21 protein-coding genes are annotated in these 21,823 nt (G+C 66.2%); 13 read left to right on the top strand and 8 right to left on the bottom strand.

From position 1 onward, the window contains the following. Positions 1–10 precede the first annotated feature (10 nt). The 3 genes from RCP37_RS22210 to RCP37_RS19300 form a co-directional block, all read right to left on the bottom strand. Positions 11–259 (bottom strand): putative endonuclease domain-containing protein, encoded by a 249-nt coding sequence (locus tag RCP37_RS22210; protein WP_373693057.1) that lies wholly within the window; start codon positions 257–259, stop codon positions 11–13. An 83-nt stretch (positions 260–342) separates the two neighbouring features. Next, on the bottom strand, positions 343–1,338 hold the full coding sequence (locus RCP37_RS19305) for an NAD-dependent epimerase/dehydratase family protein (RefSeq protein ID WP_308484577.1): 996 nt from the start codon (positions 1,336–1,338) through the stop codon (positions 343–345). Next, on the bottom strand, positions 1,338–2,138 hold the full coding sequence (locus RCP37_RS19300) for a crotonase/enoyl-CoA hydratase family protein (RefSeq protein WP_308484576.1): 801 nt from the start codon (positions 2,136–2,138) through the stop codon (positions 1,338–1,340). Before RCP37_RS19300 ends, RCP37_RS19305 begins: the two co-directional genes overlap by 1 nt. A 69-nt stretch (positions 2,139–2,207) precedes the next feature. Here RCP37_RS19300 and RCP37_RS19295 point away from each other — a divergent pair, with 69 nt between their 5' ends. Both RCP37_RS19295 and RCP37_RS19290 read left to right on the top strand, forming a co-directional pair. After that, positions 2,208–3,860 carry a medium/long-chain-fatty-acid--CoA/3-oxocholest-4-en-26-oate--CoA ligase gene (locus RCP37_RS19295; RefSeq protein WP_308484575.1) on the top strand — a complete coding sequence of 551 codons (1,653 nt, stop codon included), beginning with the start codon at positions 2,208–2,210 and terminating at the stop codon, positions 3,858–3,860. A 62-nt stretch (positions 3,861–3,922) separates the two neighbouring features. After that, positions 3,923–5,338 (top strand): WS/DGAT/MGAT family O-acyltransferase, encoded by a 1,416-nt coding sequence (locus RCP37_RS19290; RefSeq protein ID WP_308484574.1) that lies wholly within the window; start codon positions 3,923–3,925, stop codon positions 5,336–5,338. 3 nt (positions 5,339–5,341) lie between these two features. On the opposite strand, the gene RCP37_RS19285 is transcribed toward RCP37_RS19290, so the two are convergent. Beyond that, positions 5,342–6,895, bottom strand: coding sequence for a succinic semialdehyde dehydrogenase (locus tag RCP37_RS19285; RefSeq protein ID WP_308484573.1), 1,554 nt, complete (start codon positions 6,893–6,895; stop codon positions 5,342–5,344). A 42-nt stretch (positions 6,896–6,937) separates the two neighbouring features. Then, positions 6,938–7,642, bottom strand: a complete 705-nt coding sequence (locus RCP37_RS19280) for a hypothetical protein (protein WP_308484572.1) — start codon at positions 7,640–7,642, stop codon at positions 6,938–6,940. Between the two features lie 263 nt (positions 7,643–7,905). Here RCP37_RS19280 and RCP37_RS19275 point away from each other — a divergent pair, with 263 nt between their 5' ends. After that, on the top strand, positions 7,906–8,382 hold the full coding sequence (locus tag RCP37_RS19275) for an Rv1419 family lectin (RefSeq protein ID WP_308484571.1): 477 nt from the start codon (positions 7,906–7,908) through the stop codon (positions 8,380–8,382). A gap of 28 nt (positions 8,383–8,410) precedes the next feature. On the opposite strand, the gene fadD17 is transcribed toward RCP37_RS19275, so the two are convergent. Next, on the bottom strand, positions 8,411–9,928 hold the full coding sequence (fadD17, locus tag RCP37_RS19270) for a long-chain-fatty-acid--CoA ligase FadD17 (protein WP_308484570.1): 1,518 nt from the start codon (positions 9,926–9,928) through the stop codon (positions 8,411–8,413). Between the two features lie 29 nt (positions 9,929–9,957). Here fadD17 and RCP37_RS19265 point away from each other — a divergent pair, with 29 nt between their 5' ends. Continuing rightward, positions 9,958–10,467, top strand: coding sequence for a nuclear transport factor 2 family protein (locus tag RCP37_RS19265; protein ID WP_308484569.1), 510 nt, complete (start codon positions 9,958–9,960; stop codon positions 10,465–10,467). Between the two features lie 8 nt (positions 10,468–10,475). On the opposite strand, the gene RCP37_RS19260 is transcribed toward RCP37_RS19265, so the two are convergent. Together RCP37_RS19260 and RCP37_RS19255 are read right to left on the bottom strand one after the other, a co-directional pair. Further along, positions 10,476–11,573, bottom strand: a complete 1,098-nt coding sequence (locus tag RCP37_RS19260) for an acyl-CoA dehydrogenase family protein (RefSeq protein ID WP_308484568.1) — start codon at positions 11,571–11,573, stop codon at positions 10,476–10,478. A gap of 34 nt (positions 11,574–11,607) precedes the next feature. Beyond that, positions 11,608–12,786 (bottom strand): acyl-CoA dehydrogenase family protein, encoded by a 1,179-nt coding sequence (locus RCP37_RS19255; protein WP_308484567.1) that lies wholly within the window; start codon positions 12,784–12,786, stop codon positions 11,608–11,610. Positions 12,787–12,979: 193 nt separating this feature from the next. On the opposite strand from RCP37_RS19255, the gene RCP37_RS19250 reads away from it, so the two are divergent. From RCP37_RS19250 to RCP37_RS19210, 9 genes are all read left to right on the top strand, one after another. After that, complete coding sequence (locus RCP37_RS19250; protein ID WP_308484566.1) at positions 12,980–13,174, top strand: ferredoxin; 195 nt, start codon at positions 12,980–12,982, stop codon at positions 13,172–13,174. A 79-nt stretch (positions 13,175–13,253) separates the two neighbouring features. Further along, positions 13,254–14,165, top strand: a complete 912-nt coding sequence (locus RCP37_RS19245) for a 3-oxoacyl-ACP reductase (protein WP_308484565.1) — start codon at positions 13,254–13,256, stop codon at positions 14,163–14,165. A 240-nt stretch (positions 14,166–14,405) separates the two neighbouring features. Then, positions 14,406–15,170, top strand: a complete 765-nt coding sequence (locus tag RCP37_RS19240; protein ID WP_308484564.1) for an MlaE family ABC transporter permease — start codon at positions 14,406–14,408, stop codon at positions 15,168–15,170. Then, a complete protein-coding gene (locus RCP37_RS19235; RefSeq protein WP_308484563.1) occupies positions 15,167–16,009 on the top strand; it encodes an MlaE family ABC transporter permease in 843 nt (280 codons plus the stop codon). The genes RCP37_RS19240 and RCP37_RS19235 overlap by 4 nt, the downstream gene beginning before the upstream one ends. A gap of 40 nt (positions 16,010–16,049) precedes the next feature. Further along, positions 16,050–17,222 (top strand): MCE family protein, encoded by a 1,173-nt coding sequence (locus RCP37_RS19230; protein WP_373693202.1) that lies wholly within the window; start codon positions 16,050–16,052, stop codon positions 17,220–17,222. Next, a complete protein-coding gene (locus RCP37_RS19225) occupies positions 17,222–18,259 on the top strand; it encodes an MCE family protein (protein WP_308484561.1) in 1,038 nt (345 codons plus the stop codon). The genes RCP37_RS19230 and RCP37_RS19225 overlap by 1 nt, the downstream gene beginning before the upstream one ends. Next, on the top strand, positions 18,246–19,304 hold the full coding sequence (locus RCP37_RS19220; protein WP_308487157.1) for an MCE family protein: 1,059 nt from the start codon (positions 18,246–18,248) through the stop codon (positions 19,302–19,304). Before RCP37_RS19225 ends, RCP37_RS19220 begins: the two co-directional genes overlap by 14 nt. Beyond that, positions 19,301–20,635, top strand: coding sequence for an MCE family protein (locus RCP37_RS19215; protein WP_308484560.1), 1,335 nt, complete (start codon positions 19,301–19,303; stop codon positions 20,633–20,635). Before RCP37_RS19220 ends, RCP37_RS19215 begins: the two co-directional genes overlap by 4 nt. After that, a complete protein-coding gene (locus RCP37_RS19210) occupies positions 20,632–21,819 on the top strand; it encodes an MCE family protein (protein ID WP_308484559.1) in 1,188 nt (395 codons plus the stop codon). Before RCP37_RS19215 ends, RCP37_RS19210 begins: the two co-directional genes overlap by 4 nt. Positions 21,820–21,823: the final 4 nt, after the last annotated feature.

The following is a 21,823-nucleotide window of genomic DNA, read 5'->3' as shown; positions in this document are numbered from 1 at the left end:
GAGCGTGTAATCAGGCCGGATGTTTCGCGAAAATCTCAGGCTCAGTACACGTTCGGCGAGCCCAGGCATCGCTGACTCGGCCGGTGATCCCGGCTTCGGTGTCTTCGACAGTGATCCGCAGGTTGATCCAGCCAAGACCAGTGACCGTCTCATGGCGCCGGATGTCCTTGTTGAATTGCCGTGCGCTGGTGCGATGGTGGTCGCCCTCGTAGTCGAGGCCGACTTTGATCTCCTCCCAACCCATATCCAGCACAGCCACCAGTTGCTGCCATTTGTCGTAGACCGGGATCTGGGTCTGTGGCGTGCACTGGTTGCGAAAATCCGGCCGGATCTTCGCAGTGGTTACACGTTGGGCGGGGAGGCGAGGGGCGCCCGCAGCGACTCCACGATCGCCTCGATCGGTGACCGCCACGCCAGCCCCAGATCGGCCAGCGTGGCCGAGTCGTCGGTCGGGGTGGCAGAGGTCAGCAGCCAGGCCGCCTCGTAGCTCAGCGACTCGGGCAGCGGCAGCAGCTTGCTGGCCAGGTCGCTGACCCGGCCGATGCCCTTGAAGACGCTGGGAGCAATAGGAATTCGCCGCACCGGCTTGCCCAAACCCTGCTCGACCGCGGCGATCATCTCGTCGAAGCTGACCATGATTCCGCCACACAGGTAGCGGTGCGGGCCGCGTCCGGGACGCATCAGCGCTTCGTGCACCAGGCCGATGTCGCGGACGTCGACCATCGCCATGCCGCCGCGCACCACCGGCGCCACCCGGTACTTCACGATCGGAGCCCAGCCCCGTTCGGTGACGCCGGGAGCGGTGTGAAACGCCGGGCCGACGACGCTGGAGGGATAGGTGACCACGACCGGTGCGCCCTCGTCCTGCAGCCTGCGGGCCACCCGCTCGCCGTAGGCCTTGGTGCGCGCATACGCGCTGCGCCCCGGCACGGTCGGCGAATCCGGGCCGATGATCCCGTCCGGTGGCGGAAAGAGCGCGCTGTAGGAACTGACCGACACCACCGGGTCCAGGCCGGCGGCAACGGCGCGGGTCAGAATCGCTTCAGTGGCGTAGGCGTTGATGTCCCACATCAACTTTTCCTGGCGGTCGTTGGTGCCGACCACCCCGGCGGCATGCAGCACCGAGTCGCAGCCGTCCAACAGCGCAGCCACCACCGCGGTGTCGCGGATGTCGCCGTCGAGCACCTCCAGAGCGCCCAGTTCGCGCAGCCGGGGGATGACGGGCTCGTCACCGCAGCCCGGGGCGACCAGCAGCCGCACCGAATGCCCGGCTTCCAGCAGTGTCTTGACCGTGTGGGCGCCGAGGTAGCCGGTGCCGCCGGTGACTGCGACCCGCATCAGCGGTTCTTGAACTCCGGCTTGCGCTTCTCGGCGAACGCCCGCGGGCCTTCCTTGGCGTCCTCGCTCAAGAACACCTTGATGCCGATCTTGGTGTCGATCTTGAAGGCGTCGTTCTCGTGCAGGCCTTCGGTCTCGTGGATGGTGCGCAGCATCGCCTGCACCGCCAGCGGGCCGTTGTTGTTGATCTGCTCGGCGATCTCCAGCGCCTTGTCCAGCGCCGAACCGTCCGGCACCACATGCCCGATCAGGCCCATCTCCAGCGCCTCGGCGGCGGTGATGTGGCGACCGGTAAACAGCAGGTCACAGGCCATGGTGTAGGGAATCTGACGCACCAGCCGCACCGCGGAGCCGCCCATCGGGTACAGGCTCCACTTGGCCTCGGAGATGCCGAACTTGGCGCTTTCACCGGCGATGCGGATGTCGGTGCCCTGCAGGATCTCGGTACCCCCGGCGATGGCCGGGCCTTCCACCGCGGCGATCAGCGGCTTGGTCAGCCGGCGGCCCTTGAGCAGGCCGTCGATACGCGAGGGGTCGTAGCTGCCGTCTTTGAACGAGTCGCCCGGCGCCTTCTTGTTGGCTGCCTTGAGGTCCATGCCCGCGCAGAAATAACCACCGGCGCCGGTCAGGATGCACGAGCGGATCTCGTCGTCGTTGTCGACGCGGTCCCAGGCCTCGACCATGATCGCCAGCATTTCGCCGGAAAGGGCGTTGCGGGCCTCGGGCCGGTTGAGGGTGACGATCAGCGTGTGTCCGCGCTGCTCAACGAGGGCGTGGGGCTGTTCTGACGACTCGCTCACCGGCGTCCGCCTTTCCGGGTTGGGGCCTCGACTTGAAATCGAAATGTAACACGTTCTAGTTTGTGTGTTGTGGCTCTCAACATCGCCGACTTAGCCGAACACGCCATCGACGCCGTACCGGATCGGGTTGCCCTGATCTGTGGGCCTGACGAGCTGACCTACGGGCAGCTAGAGGAGAAGGCCAACCGGCTGGCCCACTACCTCATCAGTCAGGGCGTCAAGAAGGACGACAAGGTCGGCCTCTACTGCCGCAATCGCAACGAGATCGTCGTCGCGATGCTCGGCATCATCAAGGCCGGCGCCATCCTGGTCAACGTCAACTTCCGCTATGTCGAGGGCGAACTGCGCTACCTGTTCGACAACTCGGACATGGTCGCGGTGGTGCACGAGCGCCAGTACGCCGACCGGGTGGCCAACGTGCTGCCCGACACCCCGCACGTCAAGACCATCCTGGTGGTCGAGGACGGCAGCGATCTGGACTACCAGCGCTACGGCGGCGTGGAGTTCGAGGCCGCACTGGCGCAGAGCTCGCCCGAGCGGGACTTCGGACCGCGCAGCGCCGATGACATCTACCTGCTCTACACCGGTGGCACCACCGGCTTCCCCAAGGGCGTGATGTGGCGCCACGAGGACATCTACCGGGTGCTGTTCGGCGGCACCGACTTCGCCACCGGCGAACCGATCGCCGACGAGTACGACCTGGCCAAGCAGGCCGTCGCCAACCCGCCGATGGTCCGCCACCCGATCCCGCCGATGATCCACGGCGCCACCCAGTCGGCGACCTGGATGTCGCTGTTCAGTGGCCAGACCGTGGTGCTGGCACCGGAATTCGACGCCGACGCAGTGTGGCGCACCATCCACGACCACAAGGTCAACCTGCTGTTCTTCACCGGTGACGCAATGGCGCGCCCGCTGCTGGATGCGCTGTTGGCCCACCAGGACGCCGGCAACGAGTACGACCTGTCGTCGCTGTTCCTGCTGGCGTCCACCGCAGCGCTGTTCAGCCCGAGCATCAAGGAGCGCCTGCTGGAGCTGCTGCCCAACCGGATCATCACCGACTCCATCGGGTCTTCGGAGACCGGTTTCGGCGGCACCAGCATCGTCGCCAAGGGCGAAGCGCACACCGGCGGACCGCGGGTCACCATCGACAAGAACACGACGGTGCTCGACGACGACGGCAACGAGGTCCAGCCGGGTTCGGGCGTGCGGGGCATCATCGCCAAGCGCGGCCACATCCCGGTCGGCTACTACAAGGACGAGAAGAAGACCGCCGAGACGTTCCGCACCATCAACGGCGTGCGTTACGCGATCCCGGGCGACTTCGCGCAGGTTGAGGCCGACGGCAGCGTCACGATGCTGGGTCGCGGCTCGGTGTCGATCAACTCCGGTGGGGAGAAGATCTACCCCGAAGAGGTCGAGGCCGCCCTCAAGACTCACCCCGACGTCTTCGACGCGCTGGTGGTCGGCGTGCCCGACGCCCGCTACGGCCAGCATGTGGCCGCGGTGGTGCAGGCGCGCGGCGATGCCCGGCCTTCGCTGGACGAGATCAACACCTGTGCCCGTACCGAGATCGCCGGCTACAAGGTGCCCCGCAGTCTGTGGTTCGTCGACGAGGTCAAGCGTTCCCCGGCCGGCAAACCCGACTACCGTTGGGCCAAGGAGCAGACCGAAGCCCGTCCCGCCGACGAGGTGCACGCCAAGCACGTGTCGGCAGAGAGCTAACTCACCGAGTTTTTGGTGCAGAGCTGCCCTCGACGGAACGCTTTGCGGGCTAGTCTCTGTCGATGCAGCGACTTTCGGGCGTCGACGCGGCGTTTTGGTCTGCCGAAACGGCGGGCTGGCACATGCACATCGGTGGGTTGGCGATCTGCGACACCACCAATGCGCCGAACTACAGCTTTGAGCGGGTTCGCCAGCTTCTGATCGAGCGATTACCGCAACTGCCGCAGCTGCGCTGGCGGGTCACTCCTTCTCCCATGGGGCTGGACCGACCGTGGTTCGTCGAAGACGAGCATCTCGACATCGACTTCCACCTGCGGCGCATCGGCGTTCCCGCTCCCGGCGGGCGGCGCGAGGTCGAAGAGCTCGTGGGCCGGCTGATGTCCTACAAGCTGGACCGCTCCCGCCCGCTGTGGGAGATGTGGGTCATCGAAGGAGTCAGCGGCGGCCGGGTCGCGACGCTGACCAAGATGCATCACGCGATCGTCGACGGTGTCTCTGGCGCAGGACTGTTCGAGATCATGCTGGACATCACGCCCGAGCCACGGCCGCCACTACCGGAGACGATCGGGTCCTCGAATGGATCCGCCATCCCCAGCTACGAGCGCCGGGTCGTCGAGGAATTGGTCAACGTCGCGGTCAAGACGCCCTACCGCATCGGCCGGCTGCTGCAGCAGACAGTTCGCCAGCAGATTGCCACCGTGGGACTGGGACTGCCCCGCAAACCTCCGCGCTACTTCGACGCCCCGGTGACCCGGTTCAACGCCAGCGTCTCGCCGCACCGGCGGATCAGCGCCGCCCGGGTCGAGTTGGCCCGGATCAAGGCCGTCAAGGACGCCTACGGCGTCAAGCTCAACGACGTCGTGCTCGCTATGGTCGCCGGCGCAGTTCGGCAGTATCTGGGCGAGCGCGGGGAGTTGCCGGACAGGCCACTCGTCGCCCAGATCCCGGTATCGACCCGCACCGAGGAGAGCCAGGGCGAGGTCGGTAACAAGGTCAGTTCGATGACGGTTTCGATGGGGACTGACATCGAGGGAGCTGCCCAGCGGCTCAAGACGATTCACGCCAGCACCCAGAGTGCCAAGCAGATGGCCAAGGCGTTGTCGGCGCACCAGATAATGGGATTGACCGATACCACCCCGCCCGGGCTACTGCAGCTGGCCGCCCGTGCCTACACCGCGACCGGGCTGTCGAATCGGCTGGCCCCGATCAACCTCGTCGTCTCCAACGTGCCGGGCCCGCCGATTCCGATCTACATGGCCGGGGCGGAACTGGAGTCACTGGTGCCGCTCGGCCCGCCGGTCATGGACGTGGCGCTGAACATCACCTGCTTCTCCTACCGCGACCACCTCGACTTCGGTTTCGTAACCACGCCGGAGATCGCCGAGGACATCCACAAGATGGCCGATGCGATCGAGCCGGCGCTGGCCGAGTTGGAGCGCGATATCGACCGAGGCAAGAACCGCACCGGCCGGCGCTGAGCGCTACCGGCCCGGTAGCGCCTGCACCACGCGGATCATCGGGGTCAGCATCTTCTGCCACAGCGGGCCGGAAATCCCCAGTGGTGGGTCGAGATTCAGGACCCGGGCGGTGGAGACGGTCTGCGACTCGGTGTACTTCAGGATTCCGTCGGCACCGTGGCGGCGGCCCACCCCGGAGGCCTTCATACCGCCCATCGGGGCGGCGACGCTGCCGAAGGCCAGCGCGTAACCTTCATCGACATTGACCGTGCCGGACTTGATGCGCGCGGCGATCGCCTCACCCTGAGCCTTGCTGGCGGCCCACACGCTGGCGTTCAGGCCGTACTCGGTGTCGTTGGCCTTTGCGATGGCCTCTTCGACGCTGTCGACGGGGTAGATGGAGACCACCGGGCCGAACGTCTCGTTGCGACCGCACTCCATCTCGTCGGTGACGTCGGTCAGCACCGTCGGCTCGTAGAACAACGGTCCGATGTCCGGGCGGGCATTTCCGCCAGCGATGACCTTGGCGCCCTTGGCTTTCGCGTCATCGACATGGTTGGAGATGGTCTTGATCTGGTCTTCGGAGATCAAGCTGCCCATGTCGCCGGAGAAGTCGTAGGCGTTCGACAGCTGCATGGCGCGCACCTGCTCGGCGAACTTCGCGGCGAACTCGTCGGCGACGTCGCGCTCGACGTAGATCCGCTCGATCGAGATGCACAACTGCCCGGCGTTGGAGAAGCAGGCGCGGGTGGCGGCCTTGGCGACCTCCGACAGGTTGGCGCCCTTGGTGACGATCATCGGGTTCTTGCCGCCCAGTTCGGCGGAGAAGCCGATCAGCCGGGAGCCGCACTGCTCGGCCAGGGTGCGACCGGTGGCGCTGGAGCCGGTGAACATCAGGTAGTCGCATTGCTGCACGATCGCGGTGCCGACCACCGAACCGGGACCGGGCACCACCGCGAACAGGTCACGCGGCAGGCCGGCCTGATACAGCAGTTCGGCGTTGGCCAGGGTGCAGTACGGGGTCTGGCTGTCCGGCTTGACCACCACTGCGTTGCCCGCCAGCAGCGCCGGGATGGCGTCGGAGATCGACAGCGTCATCGGGTAGTTCCACGGCGCGATCACGCCCACTACGCCCTTGGGGTGATGGTTGATCACGGTCTTGACGATGCCGGGCAGCAGCCCCGGTACCCGCTTGGAGGCCAGCAACTTGGTGGCCTGACGCGCGTAGTAGCGCGCGTTGAGCATGATGTCGAGGATCTCCTCCTGAGCCGCCGACCGCGCCTTGCCGGTCTCGGCCTGGCAGACGTCCATCAGGAAGTCCCGGTTGGCGATCACCAGATCGCGGTAGCGCTCGATGATCGCGCTGCGCTCTTTGACGCCGCGCGCCGCCCAGGTGCGCTGAGCCGCGCGGGCCTTGGCGAATGCCGCCGTCACATCCTCGGCGTTGCCCACCGGGATGGTGGTCAGCGGCTTACCGGTGAAGACCTCGTCGATGGTCTTCGACTGCCGCGCATCGATGTCGTCGATCGCGGACAGTTGACGCAGTCGGTCGAAGTCTGCGGCGGATGGGGCGGGCATGGTGAACTCCTACTCGCGGGTAACACGTGGTTAGCCGCCAAACTACCCCGCGCAGCGGCCACCCGGTAGCTCGGCGGCATGGGCACTGAGCCACTGGGTCATCTGGTTGAGCGCCGCAATCCCGGATTCGAAGCTGCCGTCCTTGGGTTCGGCGGCCAGCGCCACCCCGAGGTCGCCGGCCGGCGCATGCACCACGCCGAACTGGCGCACCAGGTAGCCCCCGCCTCGACCAGGACCCCACCCCGCCTTGCTGGGGACGTTGAGGCTTGCCAGGCCCCAGCGCTGGTCGGGAACCGTGTTGCGCATCAAGCTGACAACGGGTGAGGCAACTGGCATGCAGGGCAGGTGTGCGGCGAACACGGCCTGGCGGGCCAGCGGCCACTGGGTCTGACCGAACGCGCTGAATTCAGGCCGCAGCCGTCGGGATTCCACTGCGGTGCCGGAGTCGCCGCCCGCCCGCAGGACAGCTTGAACCTGCTGGGCTGCCTGGGGCGCGGGCCCCAATTCGGACCACAACTTCTCGGCGGCGTCATTGTCGGACGCGGTAACGGCACGCGCCGCCAGGTCTTTGGCGTTCGCGACGTTGGCGTGGATTGCCGCGATGGCCAGTGGAACCTTGATAGACGACCACGCGACCCCGTTCTGCAGGCTGCCCAGCGTGCCCGCTCCGTTCTGGCCGGCTGGGGCGTAGGCGATGCCGATGTTGGCCGGGATGGTGTTGGCCAGCTGCGCGAAGCTGGTCTGCAACGGCTCTGCGGAGGCGGGGGAGGCCAGGGCCAGGGGAGGGCCAGGGCGGCGGCCAGGACTGCGACGAGCACGCGGCGGGCAGCAGGCATTGATTCAGTATTGCGCGCCGGGGGTTCGAAACGGTGGTGGCCACACCGCGCGCCCCGCCGGAACCGGAGTGGGCAATTCGTCATTTGGGGCTCATCGACGGCGGCCATGGTGGTAGGAGTTGCTGATCACCTGGGGTGACGGGGGTGGACGGGGCCGAGAAGATGGGGCGAACAATGCACCGGTTGCGCGTGATGGGCGGTGTCGGCCGGGTCCTTGCCGCGCTCGGTACGGCGCTGTGCGTCGCGGTGGGAGTTGCCGGTCTGGCGGCCGCCGACGGCCCGGTCCGGCTAAGCAGCCGGCTGGGCGATTTTTGTCTTGATGCCCCCAGCGCGAACTATTTCGCTGCGGTGGTGGTCAACCCCTGCGGGGATTCGGACTCCCAGCGCTGGTACCTCAATGGCAGGCAGCTGCAGAACGTCGCCTTCCCCGGGGGATGCCTGATAAATCCGGCTGGCGACGGCCTTTTCGCGCACCTCGGGCCCTGTATCGGAATGTGGGACCAAAATTGGAATCTCGATCCCAATGGTCAGGTCACGACCGACCCGGGCTGGCTGTGCCTCGCTGTCCTCGGCGGACCGGGACCTGGGACGTGGGTCTCCACCCGCTACTGCGACGGCGATCCGAGCCAAGGCTGGGATGTCATCTCGTGACAGCGCCGGCGGGGCATAGGACTGCCGGCTAACGCGAGATCCGGAAAACCGGATCGGCGCACTGCGTGCCCTCGGCGGTCAACACCCGCTTGAGCACCTTGAACGTCTCGGTGCGCGGCAATTCCTCGGCCACCCGCACATATGACGGCCATTGCTTGGGGCCCAGGTCGGGCTGCTCGGCCAGGAACTCGCGGAAGGCGTCGGCGTCGAACGACGCGCCGCGGGCCAAAACCAGCGCGGCCATCACCTGATCGCCCACCGCGGGGTCCGGGATGGGATACACCGCGACCTGAGCGACGGCGTTGTGGCGCAGCAGGATCCGCTCGATCGGTGCGGTACCCAGATTCTCGCCGTCCACCCGCATCCAGTCGCCGAGCCGGCCGGCGAAGTAGGCGTAGCCGGCCTCGTCACGGTAGGCCAGGTCGCCGGAGTGATAGATCCCGCCGGCCATCCGCTGCGCCTCGGCCTCGGGATCGCGGTAGTAGCCGCGGAATTGGCCGCGGCCACTGGCATTCACCAACTCGCCGACCACGCCGGGCGGACACTCTTCACCGGTCTCGACGTCGATGATGGTGTTGCCGTCGATCAGCGGGCCCAGCGCGCCGGCGGGGGTGTCCGGGGTGCGCCCGATCGCCACTCCACCCTCGGTGGAGCCGAAGGCGTCGATCACGGTGCAGCCGAACCGCGCCGCGAACCGCTCCAGATCCCGGGGTGCGCCTTCGTTGCCGTAAAGAAGTCGCAGGGGGTTGTCGGCGTCGTCGGGCTGCGCCGGGGTGGCCAGCACGTACGACAGCGGTTTGCCCACGTAATTGGCGTAGGTGGCGCCGAAACGGCGCACGTCGGGAATGAACCCGGAGGCGGAGAACTTGCGGCGCAACGCGACTGAGGCACCGGCGGCCACCGCCACCGACCAGCCCGCCATCACCGCGTTGGAGTGAAACAGCGGCATCGACAGGTAGCAGACGTCCGAAGTCCCCAGCCCGAACCGCCCCGAGAGCATCACCCCGGGGAACGCCGCCTTCCACTGGGTGCAGCGCACCGCCTTCGGGTCACCGCTGGTGCCCGAGGTGAAGATCAGCATGAACAGCTCGTCGGGGTCGGCCTCCCGGAAGCTCACCGGTGTGTCGTCATACCCGGCCAATTCCGATTGCCACGAGGGTGATTCGACATCGATCATGCCGGGAACCGTGACGTCGGCGGTGTTGTCGGCCAGCACCAGCTGACAGTCCGCGTGGGCCACGTCGCGCTCCAAGGCCGCGCCCCGGCGGGTGGGGTTCAAGCCCACCGGCACGATGCCGGTCAGTGCCGCCGCCACCAGCATCGTGGAGAAGAACGGCGTATTGCCCAGCAGCACACCGACATGTGGTGGTTTGTCCGGATCGAGGCGGGCCCGAAGCGCCGCGCCGAGCCGGGCGCCCGCGGCGATGTGGTCTCGCCAGCTGACGAAGGTGTCCTCGTAGAAGACACCGCGGTCGTCCACCTCGGCGACTTGCGCCAGCAGTGCTGTGACGGTGGACTGTTGGTCGATCTGGGCGGGTGCTGACATGGTGATCAGATTAGTGATGCAATAGAGCGGTGACTGATTCGCAGGCTTTCGACGCCATAGCAGCTCTGAAAAATATCGCCGACATCGACGAGATCAAGCAGGTCAAGTACCGCTACATGCGGGCATTGGACACCAAGCACTGGGACGACTTCGCGGCCACCCTGGCCGAGGACGTCACCGCCGCCTACGGCCAGTCGATGGGCAAAAAGCAGACCTTCGCCGACCGTGACTCGCTGGTGGAGTTCATGCGGAACTCGCTTCCCGGCAACATCATCACCGAGCACCGGGTCAACCACCCCGAGATCTCCCTCACCGGCCCGGACACCGCCACCGGTATCTGGTACCTGCAGGACCGGGTGATTGTGCCCGACGTCAACCTGATGCTGATCGGGGCAGGTTTCTATCACGACACCTACCGCCGCACCGAGGACGGCTGGAAGCTCAGCCACACCGGCTACCAGCGCACCTACGACGCCACCATCGCCCTGACAGACCTGCCCGGGTTCAACGTGACGTTCGGTGAAGCGCTGAACCGCTAGCCAACCAACTACGCCGGCGTTTCGGCCAGTTCGCGGCCGATCGCCAGCAGCTGTCCCGTGGCGCCGCCAAGCGCGAACTCGGTCTGCTTGGCGGCCAGGAAGTAGCGGTGGATCGGGTGGTCGATGTCGATGCCGACCCCGCCGTGAATGTGAACGATGCTGTGCGCCACCCGGTGGCCGGCCTCGGCAGCCCAGAAGGCGGCGGTGGCCACTTGGGTGGTCGCCGGCAGACCCTCACTGACCCGCCACGCCGCCTGGGTCAGCGTCAGGCGCAGGCCCTTGACGTCGATGTAGCCGTCGGCCAGCCGCTGCGACACCGCCTGGAAGCTGCCGATCGGCTTGTCGAACTGCTCGCGCTCGCGGGCGTATTCGGCGGTCATCGCCAGGCCGCGTTCCAACACTCCCAGTTGGTAGGCGCTGTGGCCCAGGGCCGCCACGCTGATCAGGCGGTCGAGCACTTCGGCGCCACCGACCAGGCGGCCGGCCTCCACCTCGACCCCGGAGAGCTCCAGGTGGCCCACGCTGCCCCGTCCGGTGGTGGCCAGCGAGGTCACCGTCACGCCGGGGTCGGAGGCCGCGACCAGGAACACCGCTGCGCCCGAATCGGTTTCGGCAGCCACCAGGAATGCGTCGGCGACCGAAGCGAAACCGACCTGGGTGCGAGTACCGGTGAGGCGGAAGCCATCACCAGCGGCGGCCGCCCGAACCGGGCCCTCGCCCATCTCGCCGTCGAGGGCGATGGTGAGGATCTTCTCGCCGGTCACGGCCGGAGCACCCCAAGCCTGCTGCAGCTCCGCGGAGCCGAACTTGGCCAGCGTCTCGGCGGCCAGCACCACCGACTCCAGGTAGGGCACGGCGGCCAGCTGACGGCCGAGTGCGGTAAGGATCGCCGTCTGCTCCAGCACGCCGAACCCGCCGCCGCCCAGCGACTCGCTCGCCGCGCTGGACACGACGTCGGCGTCGATCAGCTTGCGCCACAGCTCGGCGTCGAAGCGCTGCTCCAACGCGTCGAGCTCACGCTGGCGCTCCGGCGTGCACACCGCGTCCACGATGGTGCCGACCAGACCCGAAAGGTCGTCAGATGCTTCGGTAGTGGTGAAGTCCATGAGTACTTGCCTCCAAAGTCCTTGGGTATATAGGTCAGCGGTTACGGGGCAGGCCCAGGGCGACCATGCCGATGATGTCGCGCTGCACTTCGTTGGTGCCGCCGCCGAAGGTCAGGATCAGGCAGGCCCGGTGCATCCGTTCCACCCGGCCGCGCAGCAGTGCGCCGGGGGAGTCCTGGCGCACGGTGGCGGCGGTGCCGAGCACCTCCATCAGCAGGCGGTAGGCCTCGGTGGCCAACTCGGTGCCGAATACCTTCGCCGCCGAGGCGTCCGCCGGGGACGGCGCGGCCTTGTCAGTGGAGGCCAGCTCCCAGTTGATCAGCTTGAGCACTTCGGCCTTGGCCAGCACCCGGGCCAGGTTGAGCTGCACCCACTGCGAGTCGATGATCCGGTTGCCGTGGGCGTCTTTGGTGTTCTGTGCCCATTCGCGGACCTCTTCGAGAGCCAGCAGGATCGGCTGCGCCGACACCAGGGCAACCCGCTCGTGGTTGAGCTGGTTGGTCACCAACTTCCAGCCCGCGTGCTCTTCGCCGACCAGACTGGTCACCGGCACCCGCACGTCCTGGTAGTACGTGGCGCTGGTGTCCGGGCCGGCCATGGTGTGCACCGGCGTCCAGGAGAAGCCCTCGGCGCTCGTGGGCACGATGAGCATGGAAATTCCGCGGTGCTTCTTGGCCTCCGGGTTCGTCCGAGCCGCCAGCCACACGTAGTCGGCGTAGGCGATCAGCGACGTCCACATCTTCTGGCCGTTGATCACGTAGTCGTCGCCGTCACGGACCGCGGTAGTGCGCAGCGAGGCCAGGTCGGTGCCCGCGCCCGGCTCGGAGTAGCCGATCGCGAAGTGCAGCTCGCCGGCGGCGATCTTGGGCAGGAAGAACTTCTTCTGCTCTTCGGTGCCGAACGCCATGATCGTCGGTGCGACGCTGTTGATGGTCAAGAACGGTACCGGCGCACCGGCGATCGCGGCCTCGTCGGTGAAGATCAGCTGATCCATCGTCGAGCGCGCCTGGCCGCCGTACTCCTTGGGCCAGCTCAGCGTCAGCCAGCCGTCGTGACCCATCTGGGCCACGGTCTCCCGATAAACGTTGCCGGTGCCGTACTCGCCCTGGGTGGAGCTCAGGGCCTCGCGGCGCTCCGGCGTCATCAGCGTGGTGAAGTAGGACCTCAGTTCGCTGCGCAGCTCTTCTTGTGCCGGCGTGTAGCTGATCTGCATCAGGGGAGTCCTTCGCTGGTGATCGGTGTCACGATAAGATTTTGGTTCGACAGCCCGTTGTAACACGTTCTAGTCCCGGGGTCCAACGGCCCTAGCGGCTCGTGTGGGAGAGCTGTCGAATCGTATGGTGACACTAGTGGACGACGACGACCGCAGATGCTCGGTCGACGCAGGGCTTTTACAGGAGAATGTCATGCGAGTTGAGGTAGATCTGGATCGTTGCGAGGGCAACGCGATTTGCGTCGGAATCGACCCCGACCTGTTCGATCTGAACGACGACGAGCAGGCCGAGGTCAAGATGGCCCCCGTCCCGGCGGACCGGGAAGCCCATGCCGAGCAGGCCATCGCCGAGTGCCCGCGGGCCGCGCTGCGCCGCGTCGACGACTAGCCTCCCACTGGCAACGACTAGAGGTATTCATAGGCGCCGGTGACAACGAGTGCGCCGGTGACGTAAAGGAGCGGCGTAGATGACTGACAGCGCGATCGACCTGACCGGCAAGGTCGCAGTGGTGACCGGCGCAGCCGCCGGCTTGGGCCGAGCCGAGGCGATCGGGTTGGCCCGCTCCGGGGCGACGGTTGTCGTCAACGACATCGCGCCGGCGCTGGAGTCCTCCGACGTGATCGACGAGATCGCGGCGGCCGGCGGCAAGGGTGTGCCGGTGGCCGGTGACATCAGTCAGCGGTCCACCGCCGACGAGCTCGTCAGCACCGCCGACGGCCTGGGCGGGCTGAACATCGTCGTCAACAATGCCGGGATCACCCGCGACCGGATGTTGTTCAACATGTCAGACGACGACTTCGACGCTGTGATCGCAGTCCACCTTCGTGGACATTTCCTGCTGACTCGCAACGCTGCGGCTTACTGGCGTCAGAAGGCCAAGGACGCTGAGGCCGGTGCCGTTTACGGCCGCATCATCAACACCTCTTCGGAGGCCGGCCTGATGGGCCCGGTCGGGCAGGCCAACTATGGCGCGGCCAAGGCGGGGATCACCGCGCTGACACTCTCGGCCAGCCGGGCGCTGAGCCGCTACGGCGTGTCTGCCAACGCGATCTGCCCGCGGGCCCGCACCGCGATGACCGCCGATGTGTTCGGCGAGGCCAAGGTTGGTGAAGGCGAGATCGACCCGCTTTCGCCCGAGCACGTGGTGACGTTGGTCCGGTTCCTGGCATCCCCGGCCTCGGCTGCGGTCAGCGGTCAGGTTTTCGTGGTCTACGGACCTGAGGTAACCCTGATGGCCGCGCCGACGGTGGAACGTAAGTTCAGCGCCGACGGGCAGGCATGGGACCCGAGCGGGTTGTCGGACACGCTGGCGAATTACTTCGCCGGCCGGGACCCGGCCCGGACTTTCTCGGCTTCCGAACTGATGTCCGGCGATTAGAACAAAATTAGAACGCGTTACAGCGAGGCGTAGGTCACAATGTGTTGTGACCAGGGCGAATATCTCAGGAATCTCGCTGAAACGTGTTCTTTGACACTGAGAACGTGTTCTAGTTAATATGATCCGGCTCACGCGGGGCGGCGTCTGAATTGCACGAATGACGCCGGTCGCGCGAGGTTGCCGGATACAGTTTTGCGACCACCGATGCCCTGCAAGCCCGACCTGAGGGAAGGACGCGTCTTGATCGAACAACTCACGGTTCCGGCTCGGGCCGTGGGCGGCTTCGTAGAGATGTCGATAGAGACGTTCCGGGCCATGTTCCGACGGCCCTTCCAGTACCGCGAATTCCTCGACCAGACCTGGATGATCGCCCGGGTGTCGCTGTTGCCGACGGTGCTGGTCGCGATCCCCTTCACTGTGTTGGTGGCGTTCACGCTCAACATCCTGTTGCGCGAGATCGGCGCTGCCGACCTGTCCGGCGCCGGAACCGCGTTCGGCACCATCACCCAGCTGGGACCGGTGGTGACCGTGTTGGTGGTGGCCGGCGCGGGCGCGACCGCCATCTGCGCAGACCTGGGCGCCCGAACCATTCGTGAAGAGATCGACGCGATGCGGGTGCTCGGTATCGACCCGATCCAGCGACTGGTGGTGCCCCGGGCCTTGGCGTCGACCTTCGTCGCATTGCTGCTCAACGGCCTGGTGTGTGCCATCGGTCTGGTCGGCGGCTACGTGTTCTCCGTCTTTCTGCAGGGCGTCAACCCCGGCGCCTTCATCAACGGTCTCACCGTGCTCACCGGGCTCGGCGAGCTGGTGATGGCCGAGATCAAGGCGCTGCTGTTCGGCACGGCGGCCGGTCTGATCGGCTGTTATCGCGGGCTGACCGCCAAGGGCGGCCCTCAGGGCGTAGGCAACGCGGTCAACGAGACCGTCGTCTACGCCTTTATTTGTCTGTTCGTCATCAACGTGGTCATGACCGCGATCAGCGTCCGGGTGTTGGTCAAATGAGTTACGACGCCACGTTGCGGTTCCGGCGGTTGTTCCGCGGGGTGCCCAAGGCCGTCGACAACTTCGGCGAGCAGGCACTGTTCTACGCCGAATCGATCCGGTACGTCCCCAACGCACTGACCCGGTACCGCAAGGAAACCGTCCGGCTAATCGCCGAGATCACCATGGGCACCGGCGCGCTGGCCATCATCGGCGGCACGGTCGGGGTGGCCACCTTCCTCACCCTGGCCTCCGGTGGCGTGATCGCGGTCCAGGGCTTCTCCTCGCTGGGCAACATCGGCATCGAGGCGCTGACCGGCTTCCTGTCCGCGTTCCTCAACGTGCGGATCGTCGCGCCGGTGGTAGCCGGCATCGCACTGGCCGCCACTATCGGAGCCGGCACCACCGCGCAGCTCGGTGCCATGCGCGTCGCCGAGGAGATCGACGCCGTCGAATCGATGGCCGTCCATGCGGTGTCCTACTTGGTGTCCACCCGGCTGGTGGCGGGCCTGATCGCGATCATTCCGCTGTATTCACTGTCGGTGCTGGCGGCGTTCTTCGCCGCCCGGTCCACCACGGTGTTCATCAACGCGCAGTCACCAGGCCTCTATGACCACTACTTCGACACCTTCTTGATCCCCACGGATCTGCTGTGGTCCTTCTTGCAGGCGATCATCATGTCCGTCGCGGTGATGCTCGTGCATACCAACTACGGCTTCAACGCGGCGGGCGGCCCGGTCGGGGTGGGCATTGCGGTCGGTCAGGCCGTGCGGACCTCGCTGGTCGTGGTCGTCGTCATTACGCTGTTCGTTTCACTTGCCGTCTACGGCGGTTCCGGCAACTTCAACCTTTCGGGCTAGCAAGGGAATACACGTGCAAACGGGATCGACGCGTACCCAGGTGCGGATTGCTGCGGCAATCCTCGGTGCGATTCTGCTTGCCGCCACCGTGTTCACCTATCTGTCCTACGTCTCGGTCTTCAGCTCCACCGACAAGGTGACCGTCACCTCGCCGCGTGCCGGCTTGGTGATGGAGCAGGACGCCAAGGTCAAGTACCGCGGCATCCAGGTCGGCAAGGTGAAGACGATCTCGTACCAGGGCGACCAGGCCAAACTGTCGCTCGCCATCGACAGTGCTGCGATGCGCCAGATCCCGTCGAACGCCGCGGTGCACATCGCCGGAAACACCATCTTCGGGGCCAAGTCGGTGGAGTTCGTGCCGCCGCCGGTGCCCTCTGGCGCCACGCTGCGCAACGGCGCGAACGTCCAGGCATCCGATGTGCAGCTGGAAGTCAACACGCTGTTCCAGAAGCTGACCGACCTGCTGGACAAGCTCGACCCGGTGCAGCTCAACGGATCGGTCAGCGCGCTGGCCGAGGGGCTGCGAGGCAACGGCGACAACTTGGGCGGGTTGCTGTCCGGGCTGAACAGCTACCTCGGAAAGCTCAATCCGAAACTGCCCCAATTGCAGTCAGGCTTCGCCAAGACCGCAGTCGTCGGCAACATCTACGGAGATGCCGCCCCGGATCTGGCCACGACCTTCGACAACGTCCCCGCGATCAGTAAGACACTGGTCGACCAGCGGGAGAACCTGAACAAGGCGTTGCTGGCGACGACCGGGCTGGCCAACAACGGCTACGACACCTTCGCTCCGGCGGCTGACGATTTCATCGCCGGTATTCAGCGCTTCCGCGCCATGAGTAGCCTGCTGGCCGAGTACTCGCCCGAGTTCGGCTGTCTCTTCAAGGGAGTCCAAAAGGCCCTGGAGCGTTTCGGCCCGTCGCTGGGCGGCACCAAGCCGGCGCTGTACGTTCAGTCCAGCTTCATCCCGGGCGCGCCGGCCTACACCTACCCGGAGAGCCTGCCGGTGGCCAACGCGAGCGGCGGGCCGAACTGCCGCGGCTTGCCGGACATCCCCAGCAAGCAGTACGGCGGCTCCTGGTTCCGCTCGCCGTTCCTGGTGACCGACAGTGCCTACATCCCGTTCCAGCCCAACACCGAGGTGCAGTTCGACGCCCCCTCCACTGCGCAGTTCCTCTTCAACGGCGCCTTCGCGGAACGGGATGAATACTGATGAATTCGCGCAGCACCCTGATCAAGGTGTCGATCTTCGCCGTCGCCATGCTGTTGGTGTCTGCCGGTCTGGTGGTGGTGTTCGGCGAATTCCGATTCGCCTCGAACCACACCTATCACGCCGACTTCGCCAGTGCTTCTCGGCTCAAAGGCGGCGAGGACGTGCGGATCTCCGGAATCCCGGTGGGCACCGTCAAGCGCGTCGAGCTGACGCCGGAGAACACCGTCAAGGTCACCTTCGACGTCGACAAGCGCTACCAGATCTACGATTCGACCCGCGCGCTGATCCGTTACGAAAACCTGGTCGGCGACCGGTATCTCGAGATCGCCTCGGGCGCCGGGGAACTGCACAAGCTGCCGCCGGGCGGCACCATCGCCCGCGACCACACCCAGCCCGCCCTGGACCTCGATGCGCTGTTGGGCGGGATGCGCCCGCTGCTCAAGGGCCTGGACGGCGGAAAGATCAACGAGATCAGCAACGCCCTGATCGAGCTGCTGCAGGGCCAGGGTGGTGCGCTGTCGCAGATGCTGGCCAGTACTAGTTCATTCACCACCACGCTGGCCTCCCGCGACCAGCTGATCGGCGACGTGATCAACAACCTGAACACGGTGTTGACCACAGTCGACGACAAGAGCCAACAGTTCGACGCCACTGTCGACCGGCTGCAGCAGCTGATCACCGGGTTGGCCCAGGGCAAGGATGCGATCGCCGGTGCGATCGGCCCACTGGCCTCGGTCGAGACTGACCTCACTGACACGCTGCGCCGCACCCGGCGCCCGCTGCAGGGTGTCATCGAGAACGTGCGGCCGCTGGCTACTGTGCTGGACAAGCGCAAGCAGGAGCTGAACGACGTCATCGACCCGCTGGAAGAGAACTACCTGCGGCTGAACGCCCTGGGCGCCTACGGCTCGTTCTTCAACATCAACTACTGCACCGTCGCGCTGAAGTTCAACGGCCCTGCCGGCAGTGACATCATCTTGCCCATGGGCGGCCAGAACGACACGAGCAAGGGGAGGTGCTCTCCTGTCAAAAATTGACGGCGTAAACCCGGTTCGCACGGGTCTGCTGGGCATCGCACTGGTGACGTTCCTGGTCTTGGTGTCCTTCGGCTACACCAGCCTGCCGTTCTGGCCGCAGGGCAAGAACTACCACGCCTACTTCGCCGACGCCGGAGGCATAATTCCCGGCAACGACGTGACGGTGTCCGGTATCCGGGTGGGCAAGGTCAAGTCGGTGTCGCTGGCCGGCGCCAGCGCGAAAGTGGACTTCACCGTAGACCGCAAGGTCCGGGTGGGAGACCAGTCGCTGGCGGCCATCCGTACCGACACCGTGCTGGGTGAGAAAGCCCTTTCGGTCACTCCCGCCGGGGCCGGTTCGGTGACCTCGATCCCGCTGGACCGCACCCGTGCCCCGTACACACTCAACAACGCGCTGCAGGACCTCGGTGGCAACGTCCGCGATCTGGACAAGCCGCGCTTCGAGGAAGCGCTGCAGGTGCTCACCGACTCCATGCGCGAGGCGACCCCGCAGCTGCGCGGAGCCCTGGACGGGGTGGCCGACTTGTCGCGCAGCCTCAACCGTCGCGATGAGGCGTTGGGCCAGTTGCTGTCGCACGCCCAGGTTGTCACCGGTGTGCTCAATCAGCGTGCTGCCCAGGTGAACCGGCTGGTGCTCGACGGCAACCAGCTGTTTGCCGCGCTGGATGAGCGCCGCCAAGCCCTGGGCGCCCTGGTCGGCGGTATTGACGATGTCTCACAACAGCTTTCCGGATTCGTGACCGATAACGAGAAAGAGATCGGTCCCACCCTGAACAAGCTCAATCTGGTGCTGGACAACCTGATCGAGCGCAAGGATCGGATCGCCGGAGCGCTGGACCGGTTGCCCGGATACGCCACCACGCTCGGCGAGGTGGTCGCGTCGGGACCGGGCTTCCAGATCAACCTTTACGGCCTGCCGCCGCCCACCATGTCGGAGGTGCTGCTCGACATGTTCTTCCAGCCCGGCAAGCTGCCCGACAGCCTGGCCGACTACCTGCGCGGAATGATCTCCGACCGCACGGTTATTAGGCCGAAGTCACCATGACGCGCCGAACCTCACGCATCGTTCTCGCCGGGGCGTTGGCCATACTGTTGGCCGCCGCGGCGTACGTGGTGTTGCCCGCGCAGCGCAACTACCGCATCACCGGATACTTCGCGTCGGCAGTGGGCCTCTACCCGGGCGACGACGTCCGGGTGGTCGGGGTCCCGGTCGGCCGCATCGAGTCCATCGAGCCGCGTGCCGAGAACGTCAAGATCACCATGTCGGTGCGCAAGGACGTACCGCTGCCGGCCGACGTGCATGCGCTGCTGATGGCACCGAACATCGTCTCCGCGCGGGTCATTCAGCTGGCCCCGGCTTACACCGAAGGCGAGAAGCTGGGCGACGGAGCGGTGCTCGGCGAAGACCGCACCGCGGTCCCGGTCGAATGGGACGAGGTCAAGCAGGAGCTGACCCAGCTCAGCGCCCAATTGGCGCCCGAGTCGGGCAAGCTCAACGGCGTACTAAGTGCATTCGTCAACCAGGCCGCCGATACCTTCGACGGCAACGGCGACTCGTTCCGTAACGCACTGCGTGAACTGTCGACGACTACGGGCCGTCTCGGTGACTCGCGCACTGACCTGTTCGGGACCGTCAAGAACCTGCAGGTGTTGGTCGACGCGCTCTCCGGCAGCAACGAGCAGATCGTGCAGTTCACCGACCACGTGGCTGCGGTGTCGGCAGTGCTGGCGGACAGCTCCAAAGACCTGGATGTCACGCTGGGCACGCTGAGCCAGGCCCTGCGCGATGTGCGCGGCTTCCTGCACAACAACAACGACGCGTTGATCGCGCAGGTCAACAAGCTGGCGGATTTCACCAGTATGTTGTCGGAACAGAGCGACAACTTCGAGCAGGTGCTGCACATCACCCCGCACGGCCTGGTCAACTTCTACAACATCTACAACCCGGCCCAGGGCTCGCTCGCCGGCCTGCTGTCCCTGCCCGACTTCGCCAACCCGGTGCAGTTCATCTGCGGCGGCGTCTTCGACATCGGTTCGGTGCCCGACAACTTCAAGCGGGCCGAGATCTGCAAGGAGCGGATGGGACCGGTCATGCGCCGGTGGGCGATGAACTTCATCCCGCTGTTGTTCCACCCGATCAACTCGATCACCGCCTACAAGGGCCAGATCATCTACGACACCCCCGAGACCGAGGCCAAGGCCCAGACTCCGGTGCCCTATCTGAAGTGGCTGCCGGCTCCGGGTGTCACGCCGCCGAACACCGAAGATGTCGCGGCGCTGTTCTTGCCGCCGCCCGCGCCGGGGCAGCTGGGCAAGGCGCCCGGCCCGACGGGGCCGGCCCAGCCCGGTGCCGGTGCACCCCGGGAGGGCGGATGAGCGTGAAGACTCTTGGCGGCGCGCTGCAGCGGGTCGGCCGGCGCGGTGCGGTGCTCGGTGCCGGGGCATTGGTGTTGTCCGGTTGCCAGTTCGGCGGGCTGAACTCGCTGAACATGCCGGGGACCGCCGGCCATGGCCGCGGCTCCTACAGCATCACGGTGCAACTGCCGGATGTCACTACGCTGCCGCAGAACTCACCGGTGATGGTCGATGACGTGACCGTCGGCAGTGTCTCGGGCATTCGGGCAGTGCAACAGCCCGACGGCACCTTCTACGCCTCGGTCAAGCTGTCGCTGGACGGCAACGTGCATCTGCCGGCCAACGCCATAGCGAAGGTCGCGCAGACCTCGCTGCTGGGGTCTCAGCACATCGAGCTGGCCGCGCCGACCGACCAACCTGCGGTCGGCACCCTCGCCCGAGGCGATGAGATTCCGCTCAGCCGGACCGGGCGCTACCCCAGTACCGAAGAGGTGTTGTCCTCGCTGGGCGTGGTGGTCAACCAGGGCAATCTCGGTGCGGTGCAAGACATCACCGAAGAGGCCTACGCCGCGGTCGCCGGCCGGGCCGGCGCCTTTGCCGAGCTGGTGCCGCGGCTGGCCGAACTCACCGCGTCGCTGGATCGCCAGGCGCGCGACATCGTCGCGGCCGCCGAGGGGCTGAACCGGGTCGGGGCTACCCTGGCCCGTAGCGCTCCCAGCCTGGCGCGGGCGCTGGACACCATGCCCGCGGCGCTGCAGGTGCTCAACGACAACCGCAGCAACATCGTCGATGCGTTCGGCGCACTGCAAAGGCTGGCCGTGGTCGGATCGCGGATCATGAGCGAGACCAAGGAAGACTTCGCGGCCGACATCAAGGACCTGTACCCGGTCGTCAAGGCGTTCGCTGAGAACGCCAACGAGTTGGTAACGGCGTTTCCGCTCATCCCGACCTTCCCGTTCCCGTCGATGTATCTGCGCAACGCGGTGCGCGGCGACTTCCTCAACGTCTATGTCATCTTCGACATGACGCTGCGGCGATTCGGGGAGACGGTGTTCACCACCGGTGGTTTCGACCCGAACATGCCGCACATGCACGACATCCTCAACCCACCCGACTTCTTGATCGGCGAGATGGCGAACCTGTCCGGGCAGGCTGCCGACCCGTTCAAGATCCCGCCCGGCACGGCTCCCCACTATGAGGAATGACCTG

The sequence above is a fragment of the Mycolicibacter sp. MU0102 genome, assembly GCF_963378105.1.
Classification (GTDB): Bacteria; Actinomycetota; Actinomycetes; order Mycobacteriales; family Mycobacteriaceae; genus Mycobacterium; species Mycobacterium holstebronense.
This window is presented reverse-complemented; position numbering and strand designations above follow the sequence as displayed.

Bases quoted from the DNA above. Each gene is read 5' to 3' on its own strand.
- RCP37_RS19305 (WP_308484577.1), bottom strand. From the start codon at position 1,338: ATGCGGGTCGCAGTCACCGGCGGCACCGGCTACCTCGGCGCCCACACG.
- RCP37_RS19290 (WP_308484574.1), top strand. From the start codon at position 3,923: ATGCAGCGACTTTCGGGCGTCGACGCGGCGTTTTGGTCTGCCGAAACG.
- RCP37_RS19285 (WP_308484573.1), bottom strand. From the start codon at position 6,895: ATGCCCGCCCCATCCGCCGCAGACTTCGACCGACTGCGTCAACTGTCC.
- RCP37_RS19275 (WP_308484571.1), top strand. From the start codon at position 7,906: ATGCACCGGTTGCGCGTGATGGGCGGTGTCGGCCGGGTCCTTGCCGCG.
- fadD17 (WP_308484570.1), bottom strand. From the start codon at position 9,928: ATGTCAGCACCCGCCCAGATCGACCAACAGTCCACCGTCACAGCACTG.
- RCP37_RS19260 (WP_308484568.1), bottom strand. From the start codon at position 11,573: ATGGACTTCACCACTACCGAAGCATCTGACGACCTTTCGGGTCTGGTC.
- RCP37_RS19255 (WP_308484567.1), bottom strand. From the start codon at position 12,786: ATGCAGATCAGCTACACGCCGGCACAAGAAGAGCTGCGCAGCGAACTG.
- RCP37_RS19250 (WP_308484566.1), top strand. From the start codon at position 12,980: ATGCGAGTTGAGGTAGATCTGGATCGTTGCGAGGGCAACGCGATTTGC.
- RCP37_RS19245 (WP_308484565.1), top strand. From the start codon at position 13,254: ATGACTGACAGCGCGATCGACCTGACCGGCAAGGTCGCAGTGGTGACC.
- RCP37_RS19235 (WP_308484563.1), top strand. From the start codon at position 15,167: ATGAGTTACGACGCCACGTTGCGGTTCCGGCGGTTGTTCCGCGGGGTG.
- RCP37_RS19225 (WP_308484561.1), top strand. From the start codon at position 17,222: ATGAATTCGCGCAGCACCCTGATCAAGGTGTCGATCTTCGCCGTCGCC.
- RCP37_RS19215 (WP_308484560.1), top strand. From the start codon at position 19,301: ATGACGCGCCGAACCTCACGCATCGTTCTCGCCGGGGCGTTGGCCATA.
- RCP37_RS19210 (WP_308484559.1), top strand. From the start codon at position 20,632: ATGAGCGTGAAGACTCTTGGCGGCGCGCTGCAGCGGGTCGGCCGGCGC.